7 protein-coding genes are annotated in these 23,683 nt (G+C 50.2%); 3 read left to right on the top strand and 4 right to left on the bottom strand.

Translation table 11 applies throughout. The annotated features are described in order from the left end of the window. Window positions 1-4: 4 nt before the first annotated feature. From GJB61_RS24055 to GJB61_RS24040, 4 genes are all read right to left on the bottom strand, one after another. A complete protein-coding gene (locus GJB61_RS24055; RefSeq protein ID WP_195724454.1) occupies window positions 5-8,272 on the bottom strand; it encodes a non-ribosomal peptide synthetase in 8,268 nt (2,755 codons plus the stop codon). A gap of 30 nt (window positions 8,273-8,302) precedes the next feature. Then, a complete protein-coding gene (locus tag GJB61_RS24050; protein ID WP_154121578.1) occupies window positions 8,303-18,511 on the bottom strand; it encodes a non-ribosomal peptide synthetase in 10,209 nt (3,402 codons plus the stop codon). Between the two features lie 65 nt (window positions 18,512-18,576). Continuing rightward, entirely contained in the window at window positions 18,577-19,383 is an 807-nt protein-coding gene (locus tag GJB61_RS24045) for an ABC transporter permease subunit (protein ID WP_154121577.1), read from the bottom strand. Continuing rightward, on the bottom strand, window positions 19,383-20,267 hold the full coding sequence (locus GJB61_RS24040; RefSeq protein ID WP_154121737.1) for an ABC transporter ATP-binding protein: 885 nt from the start codon (window positions 20,265-20,267) through the stop codon (window positions 19,383-19,385). Before GJB61_RS24040 ends, GJB61_RS24045 begins: the two co-directional genes overlap by 1 nt. A 525-nt stretch (window positions 20,268-20,792) precedes the next feature. Here GJB61_RS24040 and GJB61_RS24035 point away from each other — a divergent pair. Genes GJB61_RS24035 through nagA form a run of 3 tightly spaced genes read left to right on the top strand, consistent with a single transcriptional unit; the run spans window position 20,793 to window position 23,595 of the window. After that, the gene (locus GJB61_RS24035; RefSeq protein WP_154121576.1) at window positions 20,793-21,665 is read left to right on the top strand and encodes a MurR/RpiR family transcriptional regulator; all 873 of its coding nucleotides are present in this window, start codon (window positions 20,793-20,795) and stop codon (window positions 21,663-21,665) included. Then, the gene (nagB, locus tag GJB61_RS24030; protein ID WP_154121575.1) at window positions 21,665-22,393 is read left to right on the top strand and encodes a glucosamine-6-phosphate deaminase; all 729 of its coding nucleotides are present in this window, start codon (window positions 21,665-21,667) and stop codon (window positions 22,391-22,393) included. Before GJB61_RS24035 ends, nagB begins: the two co-directional genes overlap by 1 nt. Further along, window positions 22,381-23,595, top strand: coding sequence for an N-acetylglucosamine-6-phosphate deacetylase (gene nagA, locus GJB61_RS24025; protein ID WP_154121574.1), 1,215 nt, complete (start codon window positions 22,381-22,383; stop codon window positions 23,593-23,595). Before nagB ends, nagA begins: the two co-directional genes overlap by 13 nt. Window positions 23,596-23,683 lie beyond the last annotated feature (88 nt).

The raw sequence follows: 23,683 nt of genomic DNA, 5'->3' as shown, positions 1-23,683 counted from the left end.
GTCTTCAACGGTTCACCCTCTCCTTTGTCCCTGTAGTCACCGCACCCTGTAAGACCTTCTTCATATGCTCTGCCAAATTCTGAACATGCGGATCTCTCATCATAGTCACATGGTTACCAGACATGGGTATAATCGCGACCTCCGAAGTAGTATATCGATGCCAATCCTGGAACATGGCCTCATATTCCGGAGGATGCTCCCCGGTCTTATAGACGTATAGAGGAACGGGAACAGGCATAGGATGGAGTTTCAGAATTCGTGACATAATCAAATTGTGCATCTGCAACTTCAAATACTTATCCAGATACCCGTCACTCATAAACTGGCGGACTGCTTCATCTTTACGTCCCTCTTCCAAAATGATAGCCTTGGCAGACTCGTAGTCCAATCCCTTCAGACGCTCCTGCGGAACCCCTACCAGATTTCCCATCCCCAGAACCAGAACGAGCAGCTTTAATTCTTCTTCACTCATTTCTACCTGTATACTATCCTCGTTCGTTAAAGCTGGAGTTGTATCCAGAATAATTAGTCCTTTTGGCGGCGTTCCCCGCCGAACAAGCTCCTGGCACATCCCAAATGCAATATGCCCTCCCATCGAATGTCCCGCTAGATAATCCAGATGCGGCCGGAAACTGTCTTCAATCGAGCTTAAAAAAGTCAGAACCAGTTGCTCGTAGCTAAGGAATCGGGGTTCTTCTCCCTCATACAAACCGGGGGATTGCAAAGCGTATATTGTTCCAATTCCATGCAGCTTCCGGCTGAGTTCAAAATAGCCCATTACAGTACCTCCCGCCGGTGGTGCAAAGAATAGCCTGCTTCCTTCAGGGCTTCCCGCACGAAGTTCAATCAGATAGTCCTGTGGAGTTAGCACCTTGCCGCTTTCTTGTTCGGGAAGAGTAGCTAACCGCTCCGCAAGTTCGGCAATCGTCGGATACTGGAATACAAGCTTGGGGTCCGCTTTTATCCCCTGCTGATTCAAGCGGGAAACCACCTGAATGGACAGCAGTGAGTCTCCCCCCAAGTCGAAAAAGGAATCATGAATGCTGATCCGCTCCCTGCCCAATACCTCTCTCCATACCGCCGCAATCTTTTCTTCCCGTTCATTGCGCGGTTCGGTAAAGGGGATATCGTTCTCCCCTTGAATCACTGGTTCAGGCAGTGCAGCTTTATCAATTTTCCCGTTACTGTTCAACGGCAATCTTTCCATAAGAACAAAGGCTGCGGGAATCATGTAGTAGGGCAATGTCTTCTGCAGGAATACTGTCCATTGGAGCGGATCCGCTGTCGCTGCCACCACATAACCGATGAGCCGCTTATGGCCGTTGGCATCTGCACGTGGGACTACCACACATTGCTTGATCCCTGGGAAATTAAGCATCGTCGTTTCAATTTCTCCACATTCAATGCGGTACCCGCGAATCTTCACCTGGTTATCGATGCGGCCAAGATACTCAATGGTGCCATCCGGCAGCCAACGGCCCAAATCACCTGATTTATAGAGCTTCTCCCCCGGCAGTCCGTGGTAAGGATTCGGTATGAAGCACTCCTGTGTTCGTTCGGGATCTTTAAAGTAGCCAAGCGCTACGCCCATTCCACCCATATAGATTTCCCCAGTTACGCCAATCGGTACCGGATTCCCGTATCCATCTCTAATGATTGCAGTAGAGTTCGATAAGGGTGGACCGATGGGAACGGACAGAGCATCTTCCGGAAGGGAAGTGATCTGGTGCACACAAGCGTAGGTCGTATTTTCAGTCGGTCCATATCCGTTCAGCAAGCCTTTAGGTAAATATTCCAGAGCCTTGCGGGTATGGGCGACAGATAGAGCCTCTCCGCCAACAAGCAATGCACGAGCACCGGAAAGGCTCTCCGGATAGGATTCCACTAGGCGGTTGAACAAGGCAGTGGGTACAAACCCGGTCGTAATTCCATGTTCAACCATAGCACGGGAGAAGAGGGACATATCGAGAATCGCTTCACGGGGCACAATCACTAACGAACCTCCGTTAAGCAACGCTCCCCAAATTTCATAGGAAAAGACGTCAAAGGCATAATTAACGATCTGCAGCATCCGATCATTGGGGCCTAGATCGGCGTATTTCGTGTTCTTCACTAGTCGAACGACTCCAACGTGGGGGATCATCACACCCTTGGGTTTGCCAGTTGATCCCGATGTAAAGTTGATATAGGCCAATTGGTTGGAATTCCGGATCGCTAAGCCGGAGTTGTAAGTGCATGTCGGTTCAGTCCACGGAGCATCCGCGAACAATACGGGAAGACTATAATCCCCTGCCAACTCTTGCAGCCTATTGTGAGTGAGCAGCAAGGGGCTCTCTACCACCTCCAGAATATAGGCGATACGCGCCTGCGGATATTCTGGATCAATAGGAACGTAGGCTCCCCCTGCCTTGATAATTCCAAGAATACCAATAATCATCTCAAAAGAACGTTCGAACAGCGCCGCTACCGGCACATCTGGACCTACGCCTCTTGACTGAAGTTGCCCCGCAAGAACTGTCGTTCGCCGGTCCAATTCAGCATAGGTTAAGGTTTGCCCGTCAAATACAACAGCTACAGCATTCGGGGTGCGCTCGACCTGTTCAGCAAATAATTCATGAATGACTGCTTCACGAGGGAAATCGGTTTCTGTCCGGTTGAACGAATATACTACCTGATGCAGCTCTTCATCCGTCATTAAGCTGAGCTTAGACAGGCGGGCCGAAGGGGCAACAGAGATATGCTCCAGTAATGTTTGAAGGTGACCCATCCAGCGGACGACCGTTGATTTGTCGAAGAGATCGGTATTGTATTCAAAAAGAATCTGAGTAGTATCCCCACGTTCGAATACATGCAGGCTGAGGTCAAATTTCGCCACACGGTGCTGTACCATTTTCTCCTGAATCTCCAGGTTTCCAAGTGTCAATTCAAGCGGCAAACTCATATAACCCAGCATAACCTGGAACACAGGAGGACGACTGAGATCTCGTGGGGTCCCCAACTCTTCTACTAGCTTGTCGAACGGATAATGTTGATGAGCTTGTCCATTCAGGGCTGTCTGTTTCACCTGCTCCAGTAGTTCCTGAAACGTTGGGTCACCTTCGATCCGAGTACGGAGTGCCAGCGTATTGACAAACATGCCGACCAACGGCTCGGAAGCTGGGTGATCCCGTCCGGCCACGGGCGTACCCACAATCAGGTCGGTCTGGCCCGTCAGCTTGTACAGCATGCAGTTAACAGCGGCAAGCATTAGCATATGCATTGTTGTTCCTGACTGTTGATTGATTCTCGTCATCCGCTGAAGGACATCCGTTCTCAAGAATAGCTGCTCTGTGTCCCCGTCATACGTCTGGACCGCCTTTCGCGGATGGTCAGCGGGGAGATTAAGGCAAGGCAGCTCTCCAGCCAGATGGTTCAGCCAATAGTTCTGCTCTGTTTCATTAGTATCCTCCCGGTGATTATGCCACGCCGCAAAATCCGTCCACTCCACTGGAAGCGGAAGCAAATAGGGCTGCAGCTGATTGGCCAAAGTTTCGTAGCAGTATCCCAGTTCATTGATCAGCAGATTAAGGGACCAGCCGTCGGAGATAAGATGGTGCTGGGCGATCAGCAGCTCGTAATGCTCTTCTCCCAGCTTAACCAAAGTAACTGCCATAAGGGGACCCTGCTCCAAATCATAGTGTCTCGCTGCTTCAGCATCGACGGTTTCTTCAAGATGCCGAGTTCTGGACGCAACTGCTAGGAAGGAAAGATCGACCACAGAAATAGGAATCTCCAGTCGCTCATGTACCCTTTGCAGTGGCTTTCCCCCCATATTCACAAAAGTGCTACGCAGCGTCTGATGACGCTCCACCAGGATCTGGAACGCTTCTTGAAGATAATCGACAAGGAGTGGCCCGCGTATTTCCCATCTGCCCAAAATGTTATACACCGCTTGTTGACTCACCATTTGGCATAGAAACCATACGCGGCGCTGGGCATGGGACAATTCATAATATTCCTGTTTCGCCAGCTGCGGGATACCGTAATCGGCAGATGGAGAAGAAACATGATTCATCGGACTCATTTCTTCCAGTGCCGCCGCCAGTTCACCCAGCGTGGAATGCTGGAAGAGGATCTGTAGCGGTACTTTCATGCCCATTTGATGATTGATGCGGGAAATGACTTTGGTCGCTTTCAGCGAATGCCCGCCCAGATCAAAGAAATTGTCTGCCGCACTGACGGTTTCGCATTCCAGCACCTCCTGCCAGATCAGCGCGAGGGAATGCTCCCATTCCGTAGAAAGCACACGATATACTGGCTCCAACCGATTGGCCTGTTGATCGAAAAGCGGAAGTCTGCCCCGATCAATCTCGCCGAAAGCGGTGTAGGGCATGCTTTCCAGATGTGTGAGACTTCCCTCAAATGAAGAATCCGTTCCGCTCTCACGAAATGCACTCAAGGCCTTCTCTGAGGGGTTGCCTGTGTAATAAGCTGCTGCAGTCCAGCGGGGGAGCCGTTCCTGAACAACCTGTGGACGAATCCAGCGGTTAGCTCCGTCCAATCCGATCAACAGCTGAGGAAGATTCATCCGCATGGCAAGCAGCAGAGAATGAATGCCACGGCTTTTGGAGATTACATGAAAGCCCTTTTGCACTGAAGCTTCAGCGGACGTTTGCTCGCTCATACCGATGTTGTGCCACATGCTCCAGTCCATGACGATGGCACTCCGCCCCGCTATTCTCATGGATTGAACAAATGCATCCATATAGGCGTTTGCCGCCGAATAAGCGCCAAAGGCCGCTCCTCCAAAGTAACTATTAACCGAAGAGAAAAAGACAAGACGAGCCTCCGGGTGATCCGCGAACACTGTGAACAAGGAACGTGTTCCAAGAACTTTTGCCTCCAGCTGGCTGAGAAAGGATTCTTCCGTTTCTCCTTGCAAAGTATACCGTTCACTCGCCAACAGATGCTCCTCTACATTGCCCACACCAGCCAGATGAAAGGCACCAGAGAGGCTAATCTGCCATTGCTCCTCGGCCTCGATAACCACTTGCCGCACCTCTTCTTGACTGCATACATCCGCTTGCCGATACAGTACCTCTCCCAGAGTAGCCAATTCGCTAAGCTTCCGGGCTTTTGTTTGACTTGCAGCATCCGAATCCAGGGAGGAACGGCCAATCAACAGAAGTCTTGCCTGATAATGAACCAGCAGGAACCGTGCGACTTCCCATCCTATACCCCCAAGTCCCCCCGTGATTAGATATGCACCTCCTTGTTCCAACGGCTGTTCCACCACTGTTTCTCGTAAAGGATCAACTGCAAGCAGCCAGGGAACCAGCCGTTCTCCATTCCGATAGGCGACTTGTTCAGGGGGAAGTGACAGATGCATTTCCTGATATACTCTGCCGGCATTTACATCGGGATCATCAAGTTCCAGATCGATATACAGAACGCGGCTGTTCCCATGCTCTGCCTGCAGTGTTTTCAGCAGTCCGGTCAGGGCTGCCTTATCAGGGTTGGGTACATCGTGTTCTTTGACTCTGCCAGCTTGAGAGGTTACGAGGGTCAAGCGGCAACTATCCGCTTCTTCACCATAGACCGCTTGTATCACATGCAACAAAGAGAGAATACCCGTCCGCTGGGCCTCTTCGCGATCTTCCAGTGATTGCTCATTCTGTACCGTATGCCCGTCATACGTCCAGGCGTGGAGAATATCCCTGACAGCGATGCCTTCCTGTCGGATGATTTTTAACAAGGTGGAATAGTGAATAGAATTGGCGGGATTGATGGTGAATGTATCTGCTGCTGTTCGCGCAAATTTCTGCCCTTTTTGAATCTGAATAGGCTTACGGCCTTCCCTTGTCAACCGTTCACACAGAGCAGTGGAAAGACCCTGTTCATCGGCAAAGATCAGCACCCCCTCTTCCAGAAAAGAAGCAGCGGCAGGACCCTTCTTCTCTACCCGCCATACAGGTTCGAAGAACCAGGCTGGAAGTGTCCGGTCATTCTCCAACCATATATCCATTTTCTTGCTCACTTCGGCAAATTCTCCTGACAAATACCTTTTGCCCAATTCTGCCCTCTGAATTTTCCCACTGTTTGTTTTGGGGAATACGGATTTACCGACAGGCAGAATCACTTGCGGTTGGATGCCAATCCTGCGCACAATCGTCTGCCGGATCGCTTGAACAACAGGCATCTGTTCCTCCAAGCTGCCTTCTGACGATACAAAGAATATGGCCAATCTATCGCTTCCCGATTCCGGATCAAAGATCCCATAGGCTGCTGAGAAGGTAACTTCAACACCCGGAATTTCTTCTACGACTGCTTCGATTTCGTAGTTGTGGTAATTGGCACCATTGATGATAATTACATCTTTTTCTCGTCCGGTGATGCACAGCACCCCTTGATGCAGGAATGCCAAATCTCCGGTATTGAACCAACCCTCTCCAACAAAGGCTTCCTCGTTAGCTTCGGGATTGCGATAATAACCATCCATAATCGTTGGACCCTTCACCTGCAACCGGCCTATTTGATTCTCTCGCAGGACATGGTTCAGGTTATCTGCAATCCGTATGGATACTGTTGGAATGGGCCCCCCTACCTCTGTGAAGGCAATCTTGTTGGGATGACTATCGTCTACTTCTTTCAGACCGCCGCTAAGCGTAGTTTTATCCACAATTCTTATTCCTTGTGTACCCTCGCTGCGGAATGATTTGTTCTGCGTGACGGCAGAGGATGTTTCAGACATACCGTAAGCCGGTACCATGGCCGTATCGCTTAGGCCGTGAGGTTGTAATAAACGCAGAAATCGTTGGGCTACCCGGGCAACAACCGCTTCACCCGCATTCATGATGTAGCGCAGCGAAGAAAGATCCCATTGCCCTTCTCCGATCTCCCGCCCTCTTTCATTCACGAGCGCAAAGGCAAAGTTGGGTGCCCACGTCAATGTCGCCTTGTACTTATCGGCCCAATCCAGCCAGATCAGAGGGTTGGCGATGAAGCTGTCAATATGGGGCTTAATCTGCTGGCATCCCAGAAATACATCCCGGATATGAAACATAACGACTCCCCCCACATGATCCAAGGGCATCCAATTTAACGAAACCTCTTCTTTGGAAAAATCATTAAACACCGCTGTAGCTTTCATCCGCGCCAGCAGACTACGATGGCGGTGCTGGATGCATTTCGGCATTCCGGTGCTTCCTGATGAGAGAAGATTGAGGACGGGGTCTTCGGGTGAGGATTCATACCAATCACTATCCCGGTCATGATTGCCTAGTGATTCGCTAGTTAGTATCCAGAGTTCGGATGTATTCCACAGCTGACTCAGATTTCTCAAAGCCGGTTCTGTATCCTGATCGGTGAGAATCGCAGGATGCTCCAGCAGTTCCCATGAACTTTGCAGCTTCCGGACCGCGCCGTTCATTTCGCTGTATACTGGTGCCACTGCAATCGGCGTCGGAATGATCCCGCCCAAAAAGCAGGCCCAGAGAGCAGAAATGAATTTTCGGTTGTCGGCAAATTGAAGGATAACCACATCGTGCGGTTGCAGCCCGGCAGCTCGCATTCCTCCCAGAATTCTTTCGGCATCGGCCAGCAGTACTGGGTAAGTCTGCAGCTCATCCGGCTGACCATCCCGAACATAAAGGATTCCCTTATCTGGCGATTCCAGAACTGAACGTCGAAGTGCCTCTGGCAAAGTGCACGGCCAATCGGACCGCTCCTCCAGATCTCCTCCGTAGGCCAAAGCCCACGGCACCTGAGAATCCCCTGAAGTAGTGTCCAATGAAGCATGTGAATGTTCCATTTGGTTCTCATCCCTGTTTACATCGGAGGTGTCGGCCAAATCTGCGGGCAGCAAGTCCAGAATATGGTAGGTTTTCACCGGCTCTATCTGCTCCCGAATGATCACTGCCGCCTCCTCGATACCCTCGACTGCGAGCAGCCCGTTCTCCCAAACCTCCGCCTGCTGGGGAAGGCTATATTCATACAAAGCCAGCTGCCGTTTGTCCACGGTCCCATCTTCAGTGCGGGGAAGGCTTGGTAAAGGAATAATGGGAAGGCTGCCTACAGGTTCTGGAAGCTCGTAATTCATCAGAACCGAGTTCAGCCCCTGCGGTTCATCCATAACGACGAAAGCGCGCAAATAGGATGCTCCATCCACTTGTTTACTTGCTACTACGGCACACTGGCGAAGCGGAAGCTTCCCCATGAGGGAAGCCTCCACTTCTTTGAGATCAATCCGTTTTCCGTTCAGTCTTACCAGTTCCGCAGCTTCTTTTTTATCCACAGTCGCCATCTCTCCCTATCTCTCTTTTAGCTAAACCAACTCCAAAAGTTTCACTGTGCCATCCTCTTGCCAAACTCCGGTATCTCCTGTCTGATAGAGTAGCCCGCCTGTCCGCCCCCCGAAAGGGTGCGAAATGGCATGTTCCTGCATCCATTCGCTCCAAGAACCACAATGTCTCTTCAGTTGGAGTGAACCGATATATACGTTGCCAGGTATTCCCGGGGGAACGGGACGCAAGTACCTGTCCAGAATATACAGCTCCGTGTCTTCCTTGAGATCGTTCACCCCTGCGTAGACCTCTTCCTGATCCTCGTACAGGGTAACAACCCGAGCTTGTTGCACCCATTGTTCAAGCATCTTTATTTCTTCTTCCTCTTCCAATAGCCATAGCGAGGCTACATGGGCCTCCGGTTTCTCCGTTAGGCGGTGAAGAATGCTTGTTAACCTGCCCATCAAAGTTCTTATCGCATCGGGATTATAACGATGCGGCAAGTAGGAGACGCGCAGCTCGTAGCATGCGCCGGGAACAACAACCAGAGACAAATCATAATTCGTCTGCTCATAGCTTTGCAGACCACTTACTGTCAGTTCCTCTCCCGCCATGTTCTCCACTGGATAGTTCTCAAACACGACGATGCTGTTAAAGAGGGCTTCTCGTGCCGGAATTCGGCTGGCCAGCTGAATCTCCGGCAACAAGCTGTGCTCAAATTCCCTTAGCGCGACGCAGGTTTCCTGAGTGGAGAGCAGCAGTTCATGCAGCGTCTGTTCGGCCTGAATGTCCATCCGCAGCGGCAGTGTATTAATAAATAGGCCGACCATTGTCTCCACATGCTCCAGTTCTGCCGGCCTTCCGGATACCGTAACGCCGAACAATATATCGTTCTGGCCGGAATACCCCTGTAGCAGAAGCCCCCAAGCTGTCTGCATGAGAGTTCCTACTGTTACTTTGAGGCGACGTGCCCCTGCTTCCAGCGTCCGGCTCTCTTCGCTGGAGAGTCTGATCGACTCTTGTCTAACGGTATGAACGCTTTCTATAGCGCCCGTCGATGTCTGCCCACCTGGCAACAGGGTTGCCTCTGTGAAACCGGACAGGTAACTTCTCCAGAAAGCCTGTGCACGTGTCTTATCCAGCTGGTTCAGCCATTGGATATAGCGCTTGTAGGGCGTTCTAATAACGACAGGCTCAGTTCTGCCCTCCGCAAGTGAGTGGTATATATTGAGAGATTCATTAAATACCTGGAACAGACTCCAACCATCCAGCAGGATATGATGGAAGCTCCAGATGAAGATTGTCTTCGCCGTAGCCAACTGAACAAAGGCGATTCGCATCAAGGGCTCCTCCAGGTCCAGCTGAAAGCCCTTATGGCGATCCTCCTGTAGCCATTGATCCAGTTGTTCCTGCTGCTTCATATCCTCTAAGCCGGTTAAATCCACATAAGAACAGCTAAGGTCTTGTGTATCCAGCACGATCTGAATCGCATCACTCAGCCCTTCCCAGAGAAAGCGTGTCCGTAGAATCGGATGTCGCTGCACAAGCATCCTCCAAACGTTCTCGTATAGGCCCAAATCCAACGCACCAGAAATCGTAAGATTAATCTGTCCGTGGTAAGCGTTCGAATCCGGTTCGTATAGCGAGTGGAACAGCATACCTTGCTGCATGGGGGATAATGGATAAGCGTCCTCCGTATGCATAGGGAGTCTGTCACAGTCCTGTAGTTCTAGCTTCAGGAGCGGGAAATCCGAAGGAGTCCAACCTCTGGTTCCATTGTCGGTACAGTGTGCAATAACTCCAAGCAGCTCACTGCGGAAGCGTTCCGCCAGACTGGCGAGCTCAGGGCGATCTGCATGTTCCCGGTGCATGGTGAATACCATTTGAAGTTCGCCGTATAACACAAAGCCATGGATATCAATGGCATGCTCACGCCTTGCAGTTGGGGTATGATAATGTCCGGTTCTTGCATCGGCCAGGAAGAAGGCCGCTTGGCCGCCCCGGTCCAGCTGACCCAGATAGTTAAAAGAAACCTTGGGAGATACCATTGCCAGAGACTCACGTTTTTGCGGATCATTCGAGAGATAGCGGAGCAGCCCATAGCCTAAGCCTTTGCCGGGAATCTGGCGCAATGTTTCTTTTATAGTCTTGATCTGTTCTTCCAAGCCAATTTCGGCAGGAGTTCGCAGAATCACGGGATAAGATGTCGTGAACCAACCCACCGTTCGAGTGATATCCAAGCCTTCCCCGATATATTCCCGACCATGTCCTTCAAGCGTCAACCCCAGACCGGACTCTCCGTTCAGGGGAGACAAGGTACGATAGAGCGCAACCAGCAGCAGATCGTTAATCTCTGTGTGATATGCCTGGTTGGCAGCCGTAAGCAGCCGATCGGTTTCTGTTTTGGAAAATGATGTCCTAAATTGCACTGCCTGGTCTTCCGTTTGGGGGGTAAGCAGTTCAGGCAACGGCAGGGTGTGCATGGAATGGGTCACACTCTGCCAGTACGATAACTGGGACTCTATTTCTTCTTCCACGGCGTATTCCGTCAAGGCCTCGGACCACTGCTGAAATGAGGCGGTCTTCGCAGGCAAATTAACAGTTTGGCCTAAACCTATTTGGGTTATGGCATGCAACAGATCTTCAAGTATAATTCGCCATGAAACTCCATCTACTATAAGGTGGTGAACGGCTAGAAAGAGCCACCCGTCCGAACCCGGCTCTCCCTGGAAAAAGACAGCTTGCAATACTTTGCCCAGCTCCAGTGACAATCCGGCCTGCGCATGCTCCGACTCTCTAAGCAGAACGGTTTCCCGTTCCCCCGCATCCAAAGTGCGGGTATCGATAATCCGAACTTCCGGCATCTCCGCCGGGGGGCCGTATTCTTGTTGCCATTCTTCTCCCCACTGTACATAACGCATTCGCAAGGCATCGTGATGAAGGATGACATGCTGCAGCGCTTTTGCCAGTACATCCGGCTCCGTTTTATTCTCCAAAGGAATAAGTGCAGGCAGGTTCCAATGATGTTTGTCTTGTAGATCCTGCTCAAAAAACCACTTTTGAATCGGTGTTAGCAGAACCCCTCCTCTTGCCAGACCCTGATCCATTTCCACTTTCGACACAACCTCTTCTGCACATGCCGCCAGTTCCACAATAGTTTGCATCTGGAATACCTGCTTCGGCGATATCCGGTATCCTGCCCGAGCCGCATTCGCCACCATTTGGATGACTACGATGGAGTCTCCCCCAAGATCAAAGAAATTGTCGTTGACACCGATTTGCTGTACATCTAGCAGTTTACGCCAGATCTCCACAAAGGCCTGTTCCGTCTCATTCCGAGCTTGTATAACAACTCCCTCCGATTTCACCTCCGGCGCCAGTGGAGCGGGTAGAGCCCGCTTATCAATTTTTCCGTTAGCGTTAAGCGGAAGCTGGTCGACTATTACAAAATACCGAGGGATCATATAATCGGGCAGAAGCCCCATCAGATGCATTCGCCAATCTTTCGTCTGTCCGCTATCATTCGTCACCAGATATGCAGCCAACTGCTTCATCCCGTTATCTGCCAGATGCGGAACAACTACACACTCTTTTACAGCAGGGTGGAGCATTAATGCTGCTTCCACTTCTCCCGTTTCTACACGGAATCCACGAATCTTGACTTGATTGTCCAGTCTGCCTAGATACTCAATGGTTCCGTCCGGCAGCCATTTAGCACGATCCCCTGTCCGGTACATCCGTCCCGCTCCCTCGGGGTGGAATGGATCGGGTACAAACATCCGCCGTGTCCGTTCTTCATCATGAATATAACCGAGTGCCAACCCATCTCCTCCGACATACAATTCGCCGGGAACGCCCGCCGGAACGGGAGTCAGCCATGTATCAAGAATGTAAGCACGTGAGTTGGACACCGGTTTTCCAATCGGCACCGATTGCGCATCCTTCGACAGCGATCCGATTGAATATACACAGGAAAAAGTTGTGTTTTCCGTAGGGCCGTATCCGTTCAGCAGCCCTTGGGGCAGAACCTCCAAACCTTTGCGAATATGGGAAATGGATAAGGCATCGCCTCCCACAAGTAGAGCCGTGCAGTGCCGGATACACGCTGGGCGCTCCTCCATCAGACGATTGAATAATGGAACCGTAAGAAACCCTGTAGTTACCCGATAGGTATCAAAGGCTTCCGCCAGCTTGTCCATGGAAAGAATCGTATCGCGGTCCGTCAATACGAGACGTCCACCATTCAGCAGCATACCCCATAACTCATACGTGAACGCATCAAAAGCATAGTTGGCAATCTGAAGAGCTGTGTCCTCCGAACCGAGGGAAACATACGCAGTTCCCTTGACCAAACGGATTACGGCACGATGGGGAATCAGAACTCCCTTCGGTTGTCCCGTCGAACCGGAGGTATAATTGACATACGCTGCCTGAAGTGGCAGAGAAACTGACCTGCGCAAGTCATAGGTCCCTTCCGTCTGAGCCTTCCATCCAGGGTCCATAGTAAAACAAGGTGCCTTCATGCCGCCAAGCAATGGAAGAAAGGCAGATTGGGTGATAACTAGGTGAGATTCCGTATCGCACAGCATGTAGTCCAGCCGTGCCTTAGGATACTCAGGATCCATAGGAACATAAGCGCCGCCTGCCCGAATAATGGCAACAATTGCGATGATCATCTCCGGTGACCGGTCAAGCAGTACACCGACCAGGATTCCGGGGCCGACTCCAAGGGTCTGGAGATATCCGGCCAGAATTTCTGAATCCTGTGCTAAATCTCGATAGGTCATAACGCTTAACCCGTCTTCGTAAACCAATGCGGAAGCATCCGGGCTCATCTTGACCTGTTGTTCAAAGAGCTCTTGCAAGCAGCTGTCCCGGGGATAATCGGCCTGCGTCCCGCTCCAGCTATCCAACAGCAATGTCTGCTCCTCATCCGTCAGAAGAGGTAGCTTTGATAAGGGAGTATACGGCGCTGCAACTGCTCCCGCCAATAGTGTTTCATAATGATGGACCAACTGATCGACCGTTTGCTCCAGGAACAGATCGGTGTTGTATTCGAGCGAAATACGCAGACCTCCAGCCTCCTCAAAGAGATGCAGAGCCAAATCGAATTTAGAAGTGTCATTGTTTTCGATTCGCATATTCATGGTAACCTCGCCCATTCCCACCGCTTCTACAGGCGCATTCTGCAAGACTAACAACACTTGAAATAAGGGCTGTCTGCTCAAGTCCCGCTCTACCTGCAGCTCGTCCACCAGCATTTCAAACGGAACATCCTGATGGTCGTAAGCGCCCAGCGTTGTCTCTTTCACCCGTTGCAGCAATTCTTCTAGTGAAGGATCGCCTGCCGTATTCATACGAAGAGCCAGTGTGTTGACGAAGAAACCAATAAGCGGTTCAATTCCAGCCCAATTGCGGTTGGCAATTACCGAGCCCAGAACGAAATCCTCCTGTCCTGTATAGCGGTGGATCAGCGCTGAGAATCCGGCCAGCAATGTCATGAATAACGTTGCTCCTGCCTGCTGAGACAGGTCGCTCAACCCCGCAGTCAGTGAGGCGGACAATAAGTATTCCTTCGTCTTCCCTCTATATAGCTGGATAGGTGGACGTGGGAAATCAAGCGGCATATCAAGGACAGGGACTCCGTCAGCATATTGTTCCTTCCAATACGCGAGCTGTTCTATTAACCCGCCGTTATTCATCCATTCCTGCTGCCACAAGGTATAGTCAGCATATTGTAGGGGGAGCTCGGACGAGTCCGGTAATCGCCCAGAGGATAGACTTTCATAGTGTCCGCATAACTCCCGCACAAAGACGCCAATAGACCAGCCGTCTGAAACAATATGGTGAATGGAAACGAGCAAAAGATGCCTTTCCTCATCAAGCTGGAGCAGTTGGGCCCGGATCATTGGATCACTAGCTAACGAGAAAGGTGTCCGTGCTTCTTCGCGGATCAAATTCCTGACCTGTTCTTCCTTTATTGGCTCGGGGTACCCTTTCAAATCTACATAGGGCAGTTCCACGCTTACCTCCTGCAGAATGATCTGACTGGGCTCTTCCTTCACAATGTCAAATATGGTACGCAAGGTTTCATGGCGGTCAACAATGATCTGCAAGCTGCGCTGAAGCGCCTCTCTATTCAGCTTCCCAGAAAGTTGCAGCGTGATCGTATTGATATAGAATGGATTACCCGGTTCCCATTGAGCCATAAACCATTGCCTTTTTTGGGCAAAAGACATCGGCAAGATGTCGCCAACTCGTCCTTGTCTCCTTGGTCCGTGCTCCGTAGCACCATCCTGCCGTTGTTCTGTAATAACAACAGCGAGACTTTCAACAGTCGGATGGAGAAACAATATCTTTAGCGGCAAGGATACTCCATAAGCCTCCCGCAGCAGAGACATCAGCTGCGTCGCACGCAGCGAATGGCCGCCCAATGCAAAGAAATTATCGGTTATACCCACCTTATCCACGCCAAGTAGCTTCTCCCAGATCACAGATAACTCCGATTCCTGCTGCGTGCGAGGAGCTGTATACTGATGAGCGTTGTCTTTTTCAGCAGCCATTAACGCCAGCTGTTTTCTGTCGATGGTTCCCTCACCGGTCATAGGGATGGCATCAACGTGTATGAAGCGAATCAGATCGGCAACCTGTCTGTGTTCCGTTCTAAATGTCTCAATCGCTTGGCGAAGGTAAGGCCGGGAAAGACGCCGCTGGCCTGTGAAGAATACCTGAAGTACCTTTTCTGTCTCGACTAAACGACCTGTCCGGGTTCTTATTTCAGCCTTTGAGTCGTCCAGCCCTACATAGAGAAGCGGTCGAGCCTGTCTCAAGCCCGCAATCAGTGAGAAGACGCCTTTTGTCTTGTTGATCCGAGCGAAGCCTTTACTCTCCAGCACATCCCCGACGATGAGGTCGCGGCTCATGCCCAGCCCATCCCACTGACTCCAAGAGAAACAGTGTGTTCTGACCCGCGAATTCTCTGCATGGGCAACCGCCATGCTCTGTACGAACTCATTAGCGGCGCAATAAGCTCCTATAGTCATGCCTCCGGTCAATGTCCGGGCAGATGAAGCAGTCACGAACAGGACATCTCCGAAGCTCTCACACAGCTGATGCAGGACAAAGGTTCCATAAACTTTCGCTGCGTACATGTCCTCTAGTTGTTCCCGGGTCTGTTCCATCAACAGCTGCTCTTGGATCGTTCCGGCAAGATGAATGACTCCGGCCAGTGTGGTTCCTGACTCCTGTTGAACCACTTCAACCTTATTACGCAGGATTTCCAGATCTCCAAGCTTCGCTGTTTCATACCGGACGGAACCGCCAGTTCGGGTGGCCAGCCGCTCCAGATCCCGCAAAGCAGCCTGTTTGTCTTCTGCGCTTCCAGTATTCGTATCGCCTGAAACCGGATGAAGATTGCTGCGGCCTAATATCAGCAGTTTCGCTTGGTAGTGTTCCAGCAAATAAGAAGCAACGGCGCAGCCAATACCCCCTAAACCGCCAGTAATGAGATACAATCCATCGTTCACGAAAGGAATCTCTTCCTGTCCCACCAGTAGATTGGTCTTTCTCAGGCCCGGTACATACCGCTGACCTTCCCGATAGGCCACAATATCCTTTCGGGGACCTGCTATTTCCTGCACGAGGCTCCGGTATACGTCTGACTCTGCTGCACGCGATTCGAAATCAATAAGTCTCGCAACCAGATCGGGATGCTCATGGGGGAGCGTTTTGATGAACCCCGTCATAGGCGCTTTTTCAAAAGCAACAAGCTCATCAGAAAATATTTTCTGACCATCCGTAGTTACAACAGCTATGGAATGTGGGTAAGAATCCCCACCCAACAAGGCTTGAATAAGAAATAAAAGGCTGATGCTGCCTCTCTCTTGCGCCAGCTGAATCTCCTCAACCGCGCATAACGATTCGGCTGGCTGACCGTAGCTCCATAGATGGAATACTTCATCCACCCGGTATTCCTCGCTCTTCAATGCTTTGATCAGCTCGATATAATCTTCCCTTCGGGCCGGATGGAGAGTGTACCTCCCCGCTCCTGTCCGGGCAAAAGCTTCCCCAGGCCGGACAAGGATACTCAGCCCTGCCGGATTGTCAGCATCTCCACGAGCCAGCAAATCTCCCAGCCCTCTCTCATCGACAAAGATAAGCCGCTGCGGAGCCTTAACAGATTTTTCACCCTCCTGATCCTCGATAGTAAGCTTCTCTGCCGTCCAATAAGGCTCGAAAATCCAGTCCGGCATTGTCCGCTCATTTCTCAGAAGAAGATCGATCCGTTTCCGAATATCTGCATACTGCCCGTTCGCCAGCCGTTTACTAAATTCAGCCCGTTGAATCTTCCCCGAGTTAGTCTTGGGGAACTCTCCTTTTGCCACCGGAATCACCTCATCTGGCCGAATGCCCAGCTTGCGGATCAGATGCTGATGGATCTCTTGGATGACACGAATAATCCCTTCTTCATCCGTATCAGATGGCGTGAAAAACACTGCCAGACCTTCACTCCCGTCTTCCCTTGGAACTGCACAAACCGCGGAGAAGGTAACTTCCACACCGTCTACTTCTTCCAGGATGACCTCAATCTCATAATTGTGAAAATTATTGCCGTTAACAATAATCATATCCTTCTGACGGCCAGTTATCGTTAGCCTTCCCTCGTACAGGAAGCCCAAATCTCCGGTTTCAAACCAGCCATCATCCGTAAATACCTCGGCATTCGCCTCCGGATTGTTGTAATACCCTTCCATAATCGTAGGACCAGCAACCTGAACACGCCCGATTCTCCGCTCGGTTACCTGCTCGCCTGCGAGATCTACAATACGGACGGACACACCAGGTATGGGCGCTCCCACTTCCGTAAATGAGACGCTGCCGGGATAATCCGTCCCAGCGTGCCGCAGTATACCGCCCATGGAGTTTTTCTCAAAACGAAGTATTCCATTGTCTTCATTACCAGCGTGAAGCAGTTTGGAGAACACAATTCCCGAAGAAGTCTCGGACATCCCAAAGGAGGGAAACATCACATCCCCCTGTAAACCATGTGGGGTCAACATCCGTAGAAAGGTGTGAGCTGTCTTAGCAACGACTGCCTCCCCACCGTTCAGAATATGGCGCATGGACGAAAGGTCCCAACTGCCTTCCTGAATCTTGGCCTGCTGCTCATTGACCAAGGCAAAAGCAAAGTTAGGCGCCCAAGTCTTCGTTGCCCGGTACCGCTCAATCCAGGTTAACCACAGGGTCGGGTCGGCTATAAAATGCTCAATTTTGGGCAAAATCTGCTCACAAGCTAGATATACAGACAGGATATGATACATGACCAGCCCGCCCACATGATCTAGCGGCATCCAGTTTAGGGATACCTCCTGAGAGGTGAAGCCATGAAGGGCTGCAGTGGCCTTCACCCGGGACAAAATACTCCGATGCCGATGCTGCACGCATTTGGGAATGCCGGTACTTCCGGATGTCAAAAGATGAAGAACTCTATCCTCAGGTTTTGCATCATACCATAGGTGATCAGGCTCATAGTCTAGCAATGGTTCTAGCGCAACCACACGAAGCTGATCCGTATGCCACGGTACTGCCAACTCCGCCACCGCCGCGCACAGAGACCCATCCGTTAAAATAATCGGTTGTCCCAGCAGTTGCCATGCATTTCGCAGCTTGCCCACACCGGCGTTCCCTTCATCATAGACTGGCGGAACACCACAGGGTGTCGGAAGGATGCCGCCCAGCACGCATGCCCAGAAAGCTGAAATGAAATTTTCGTTCAACTCGAATTGGAAGAGGACGGTATCCCCAGGCTTCAGCCCCAAAGCATGCAAGCCGGTCAGGATGCGCTCCGCACAGTCTAACAGCTCAGCATACGTCTGATGCCGCTCGGTACCATCGGGCATTAAATACAGAATGCCCCTGTCCGTTGTAAGTTGGCTTGCCCGACACAGGGCAGCAGCAAGCGTCTGCGGGGAGCCTTCAGTATCCATAAGCTCACCGCCATAGCTTACTGCTGGCGGAAGGATATCAAGCTCCTCACTGGCGGGTGATTCTCCCGCCAGTGGAGTGTCGGCTCCACCTAAAAGCAGGTTGGGATCATAACCCAGAACCTCCGGGATATGAAGCGGAGGAAGCTGTTGTTCCTGCATCGTTTCTATAAGGGCTATATCCCCTACTCCCTCTACTCCGCGTAATTTCACTTCTAGGCAGTCCAATCCATTTATGGAACCATAAATGTTATCCAGCTGTGCCATTCATTAATTCCTCCTGTTGCATTTATATGTAGAACTCCTCCATGAGCTTTGCAAATATTTTTGGGTTATAATGGTAAATCCCGCCGCCGGAATACCGAAACGGACAACCAGAAAATAAGGAGTGCGCCGATTCCTAGTCCCAGGGATACCCAACCGACTGGGAACGTTCCCTTCACAATATCCTGCGGTCGAAACAGATAAAAGGGGCTCAGGTAACGCATCCAGGTCAGATTGCTGCTCATTTTACCAACCAAATCAAGTGAATAGAACAGTACCGTTAGAGAAGAACTCCAGCTTAATGCCCGTTTCTCGTCGTCGCACAAGCAGGAAATGAGGAAGCAATACGAAGCAATAAACGTAAACAGCAAGAATACGATGAGGTTGACCTGTACGAATAATCCCTTGTCATATGCCGGTGCATCAATGAGAAACTGTGCTCCAAGCAAACCTCCAATGGTAGTGCAGATGGAAAAAGCGAAAAGTCCGAAAACAAGAACGATAGCCTGGGTAACGGCCACCTTGGAACGAGATACTGGTGTAGAGAGCAAGTAAGCCATGGAGCCGCGATCCACCAGTCTTGCTATGGCTTGGACCGAAGTCATGATGCAATACACCATCAAAATCACGACAAACAATGTACCGTAAAATTGTGCGGACAGATAATCGTTGTACTTTTGAATTCCACCCTCCACACCCAGCGCTTTCATCAAGCCTGCCGGCATTGACGTAAGCAGATCATTTAACTGAGGGGAATTGGCAATTGAGGGATATACCCAGATAATTAGCAGTTCGTAAAGAACCGTCGCTGAAATATAGCTGGCCAAGGTCTTGCCGTGAACCTTTGCCATATTTCTTAATAATGCCATGTTCATTACAAGGTCTCCTCCCGGTCGTAATAGTGCATAAAAATCTCTTCCAAATCCAATTCATGAACATCCAGACTCAACACATCGTACTGGGATAACTCACGCAGGAAGAGGTTATAATCACCCTGCACCGCTATCCTCACCCGCACCCCTTCACACTTGCTGACCTCAAGGCCTGAACGGGATAACGCGGCTGCAGCTTCCTCGCTCGCCAGTACGACATCGAATAACCGCCGCTGGACAAGTACCAGGTCGGCGACGTTCTTCTCTGCCATCAATCGTCCTTCCTTGAGAATGGCTACACGATCACAGGTCCGGTCCACCTCCTGAAAGATATGTGAAGACATAAGAACTGTCTTACCTCTGGCTTTCTCTTCCAGAATAAGGTCAATAAATAGTCTCTGCATGAGAGGGTCCAGACCAGAAGTAGGCTCATCCAGAATCAGAATATCCGGGTCATGCATAAAAGCGGCAACGATGCCGACTTTCTGCTTCATTCCCTTTGACATCTTGCGGATCGGCGTCTTGATGTCAAACTGAAAACGTTCTATCAAATCATCCCGGCGTTTATTGTCTTTCATACCTCTCATTCCACTCATGAGGTTAAGAAACTCTAGCCCGTCTATCCCTTCCATGAAAGCAATTTCTCCAGGAAGATATCCCACTCGGCTGTGAATGGCAGGCGCTTGATTCCAGCAATCCTTACCCGCGATGCGGGAGCTGCCCCGATCGGGCTTCATATACCCCATCAAATGACGGATAGTCGTTGATTTCCCCGCGCCGTTCGGACCTAAGTATCCAAAGACTTCTCCTTCCCTAACTGTCAGATTCAAGTCAAATATTCCCTTTCCACTGGCAAAAGCTTTGGTTAATCCGCTAATTTCAATCATGTGAGACAATCTAATTCCTCCCTTTTTAATCAAAAAAAGGCCCTAATTCCTTCATACCTTCCCGGCATCATTTACGAATTCCTAGCAATACTTTAAAATTCGCTTATGACTGTCGGGCTGATGAAGTATAATCGAGGCCTGTGAAAAAAATAATTATTTAGGAATATATACTAATTAATAGCATGATATTACTACAAAAAATTTTTATTATCATTTAATAAAATCATTAGATTTCGGCAAATATAGTAATATCTCACCAAAATCAACTATTATCATGGATATTTTGGTATTTATCTCCTATTATCTCCCTAATAAATGACATTTCTTTCAAATAAAATTAAATATCCCCATAAAAATAACAACACAAAAAAGAGAACGCATACATTTATATGCAATTTTTCCTATTGCATGTGCATGGGATTTACTATATTCTAAATATGAAAATTATTTTCCTTAAATGATAACAAAAGATGAAAATTATTTCGTACAAATCACAGCATTTCACGAAAGATATGAGGTGAATTTATGTCTCCCATCCTACATGCCCTAGAGCATGAGAGTCCCAAGCTATCCCAGATGGAGCGTAAGCTGGCCGAACGGATTCTTTCCTCTCCTAGCGAAATTGTCCATATGGGCATCACGGAGCTGGCAGAGCAATGCGGCATTAGTCCGGCAACAGTCACACGCTTTTGCAAAGCCTTCCATTTCAAGGGCTTCCCGGATTTCAAGGTAAAGCTAGCCTCCGAAATCGCCCACAGTGATGCAACACCACAAGATGGTTCTTATCAGGATATCGTGGCCGGGAATCCGTTATCGGTAATCGTGGAGGCCATGCAGGCCAATCATCTGGCTTCTATCCGGGATACAACCTCGCTGCTGGATATTGATCGGCTGCAGGCGGCTGTGGATTTATTATGCCGGGCACGGCGGGTCGATCTATACGGGATGGCGACCTCATCCATTGTTGCTCAGGACTTCTATCAGAAGCTGATCCGCATCGGCGTGAACTGTACCGCTTTTGCCGATTCCCATATGCAGATCACCTCTGCTTCCACGCTCTCCGCAGGAGATGTCGCGTTCGCCGTATCTTATTCTGGGGAAACGCCGGAAACGATAGATGCGCTAACCTGTGCCGGGGCCAGTGGGGCCAGCACGATCGCCTTAACTTCCTACGGCAGTAGCAGATTAGCCACCTTAGCCGACATCCCGCTGTTCTCCTCATCGCTGGAGCAGGGAATGCGGCGTGGTGACATGGCCTCACGTATCGCACAATTGCATATTATTGATATTTTGTTTACAGGAATGGTCAGCACCCGTTTTGGAGATTTTATTCCCAAGCTGGAGCAGTCTTATCTCAACGTCCAACATTATCGCCATAAACGAGGAGGTCAATCTTAATGAATATTTTAAAGTTCCACAATGACGAGGATTTCATACAGACAGGCGCCAACCTTATTGTCAGCCTGCTGCAGAGCAACCCCAAGGCCGTGCTAGGTCTGGCTACAGGCAGCTCTCCGGTCGGAGTCTATGCCAAATTAGTTGAAATGCATAATAAAGGGCTGGTCAGCTTCTCCAAGGCCGCTTCTTATAATCTTGATGAGTATGTAGGTTTGCCTGTGGACCATCCACAGAGTTACCGGAGCTTTATGAATGAGCATCTGTTCAACCATGTGGATATCGATCTGGCCCGCACGCATGTCCCTAACGGAAATGCAGCGGATCTGGATGCTGAATGTCTCGCTTATGACAAGATGCTCGAAGACAATGGTCCGGTGGATCTGCAAATCCTCGGCATTGGCAGCAATGGCCACATCGGGTTCAATGAACCGGATGCCAGCCTGAACAGCGGTACACATGTGGTTGATCTGCTGGAAGAAACACTGGAAGCAAATGCCCGCTTCTTTGACAAGCTAGAGGATGTTCCTCGCCAAGCCGTAACCATGGGAATTGGCGGCATTCTGAAGGCGCGCCAAATTGTATTGTTAGTGCGCGGTGAAGAGAAAGCAGAGGCTGTCCGCAATGCGCTGGAAGGTCCAATCACTACACAATGTCCAGCCTCCTTGCTGCAAAGCCATCCGAACGTAGTTGTTCTGCTGGACGAAGGTGCAGGAAAATGGCTGAAATAAACACAGAAACTACCGTTGGTACAGGAGAACTGCTCTTCGGTAAAGTACTAACTCCCCTAGGTCTGGTTACAACGGGTGTAATCGCGGTATCCACCGAAGAAATTCATTATGTCGGTGAAGCGGCCTGGCTGCCAGAATGTTATGCGCATTGGCCGGTTAGTCAACACGGAACAGATGGTTTATTGATTCCAGGCTTCGTAGATGTGCATGTTCATGGTGGAGCTGGCCACGATTTCATGAACTGTGATGCGGAATCTCTAGAAGCTATTACCAAGTTTCATAGCTCACATGGGACAACCACCATGCTTGCTACTACCATGACCGCTGCAAAATCCGCAATTGACCGCGTGCTGTCAGAGGTCAATACTTTCCGCACCGCAGGCAATATGCTTTTTGCTCAAATCGCTGGCCTGCATCTGGAAGGACCCTTCATTAGTCCGAAATGGTCTGGTGCCCAGAATCCTGAGCATATTGTCCCTGCCAACATCGAGTGGCTTGAACAATGGGAAGCGCAATATCCAGGACTAATCCGGCAAGTAACCTTGGCTCCGGAACGTGAAGGCGCACTGGAGGCTATTACCTGGCTTCGCAAACACAGCATAACAGCAGCTCTCGGCCACACCGATGCCTCTTATGAGGAAGTTATTGCTGCCGCAGACGCTGGCTTAAATCAATCCGTGCATATGTTTAATGCCATGACGCCCCTGCATCACCGCAAGCCAGGGACCGTAGGCGCTATAATGTATGATCAGCGGATACGTGCGGAAATTATCGCTGATGGGATTCATGTTCATCCTGCCGCGATTAATATAATGGCTCGCCTCAAGAGTGAAAATAATCTATTGCTCATCACAGATGCCATGTCTGCTACAGGCCTCAGTGATGGCGAATACATGATCGGTGATTTACCTGTTGTGGTCCGTGAAGGAATTGCCACACTTAGAGATAATCCTGCTGCACTGGCTGGAAGCACACTAACCATGATTCGTGGCTTCCGGTACCTGATTCAAGAAGTTGGACTAAGTCTGGAGGACGCTTCACGCGCTGCTAGTCTAACTCCAGCTCTATCTCTTGGCATGCAGCACAGTATCGGTTCCTTGGAAGCTGGGAAGCGTGGCGATATCCTCCTGCTTGATGCTGAACTTAATCTGCAGAATGTATGGATTGGTGGCCGCAGAATCACCACTACTGATGTAAATTAAGGAAAAACTTATTAATTAACAACAAAGCGCAGCAAACTCTCCCGATTACCAGGAGAAGTTGCTGCGCTTATTGCTGATCCATATATGA

Origin of the sequence: Paenibacillus monticola, from assembly GCF_009664975.1 — a bacterium.
In the GTDB taxonomy this organism is placed as follows: Bacteria; Bacillota; Bacilli; order Paenibacillales; family Paenibacillaceae; genus Paenibacillus_AQ; species Paenibacillus_AQ monticola.
This window is presented reverse-complemented; position numbering and strand designations above follow the sequence as displayed.

What these genes read in the sequence shown, in the direction of transcription:
- GJB61_RS24050 (WP_154121578.1), bottom strand. Translation starts at nt 18,511, where the DNA reads ATGGCACAGCTGGATAACATTTATGGTTCCATAAATGGATTGGACTGC.
- GJB61_RS24045 (WP_154121577.1), bottom strand. Translation starts at nt 19,383, where the DNA reads ATGAACATGGCATTATTAAGAAATATGGCAAAGGTTCACGGCAAGACC.
- GJB61_RS24040 (WP_154121737.1), bottom strand. Translation starts at nt 20,267, where the DNA reads ATGATTGAAATTAGCGGATTAACCAAAGCTTTTGCCAGTGGAAAGGGA.
- GJB61_RS24035 (WP_154121576.1), top strand. Translation starts at nt 20,793, where the DNA reads ATGTCTCCCATCCTACATGCCCTAGAGCATGAGAGTCCCAAGCTATCC.
- nagB (WP_154121575.1), top strand. Translation starts at nt 21,665, where the DNA reads ATGAATATTTTAAAGTTCCACAATGACGAGGATTTCATACAGACAGGC.
- nagA (WP_154121574.1), top strand. Translation starts at nt 22,381, where the DNA reads ATGGCTGAAATAAACACAGAAACTACCGTTGGTACAGGAGAACTGCTC.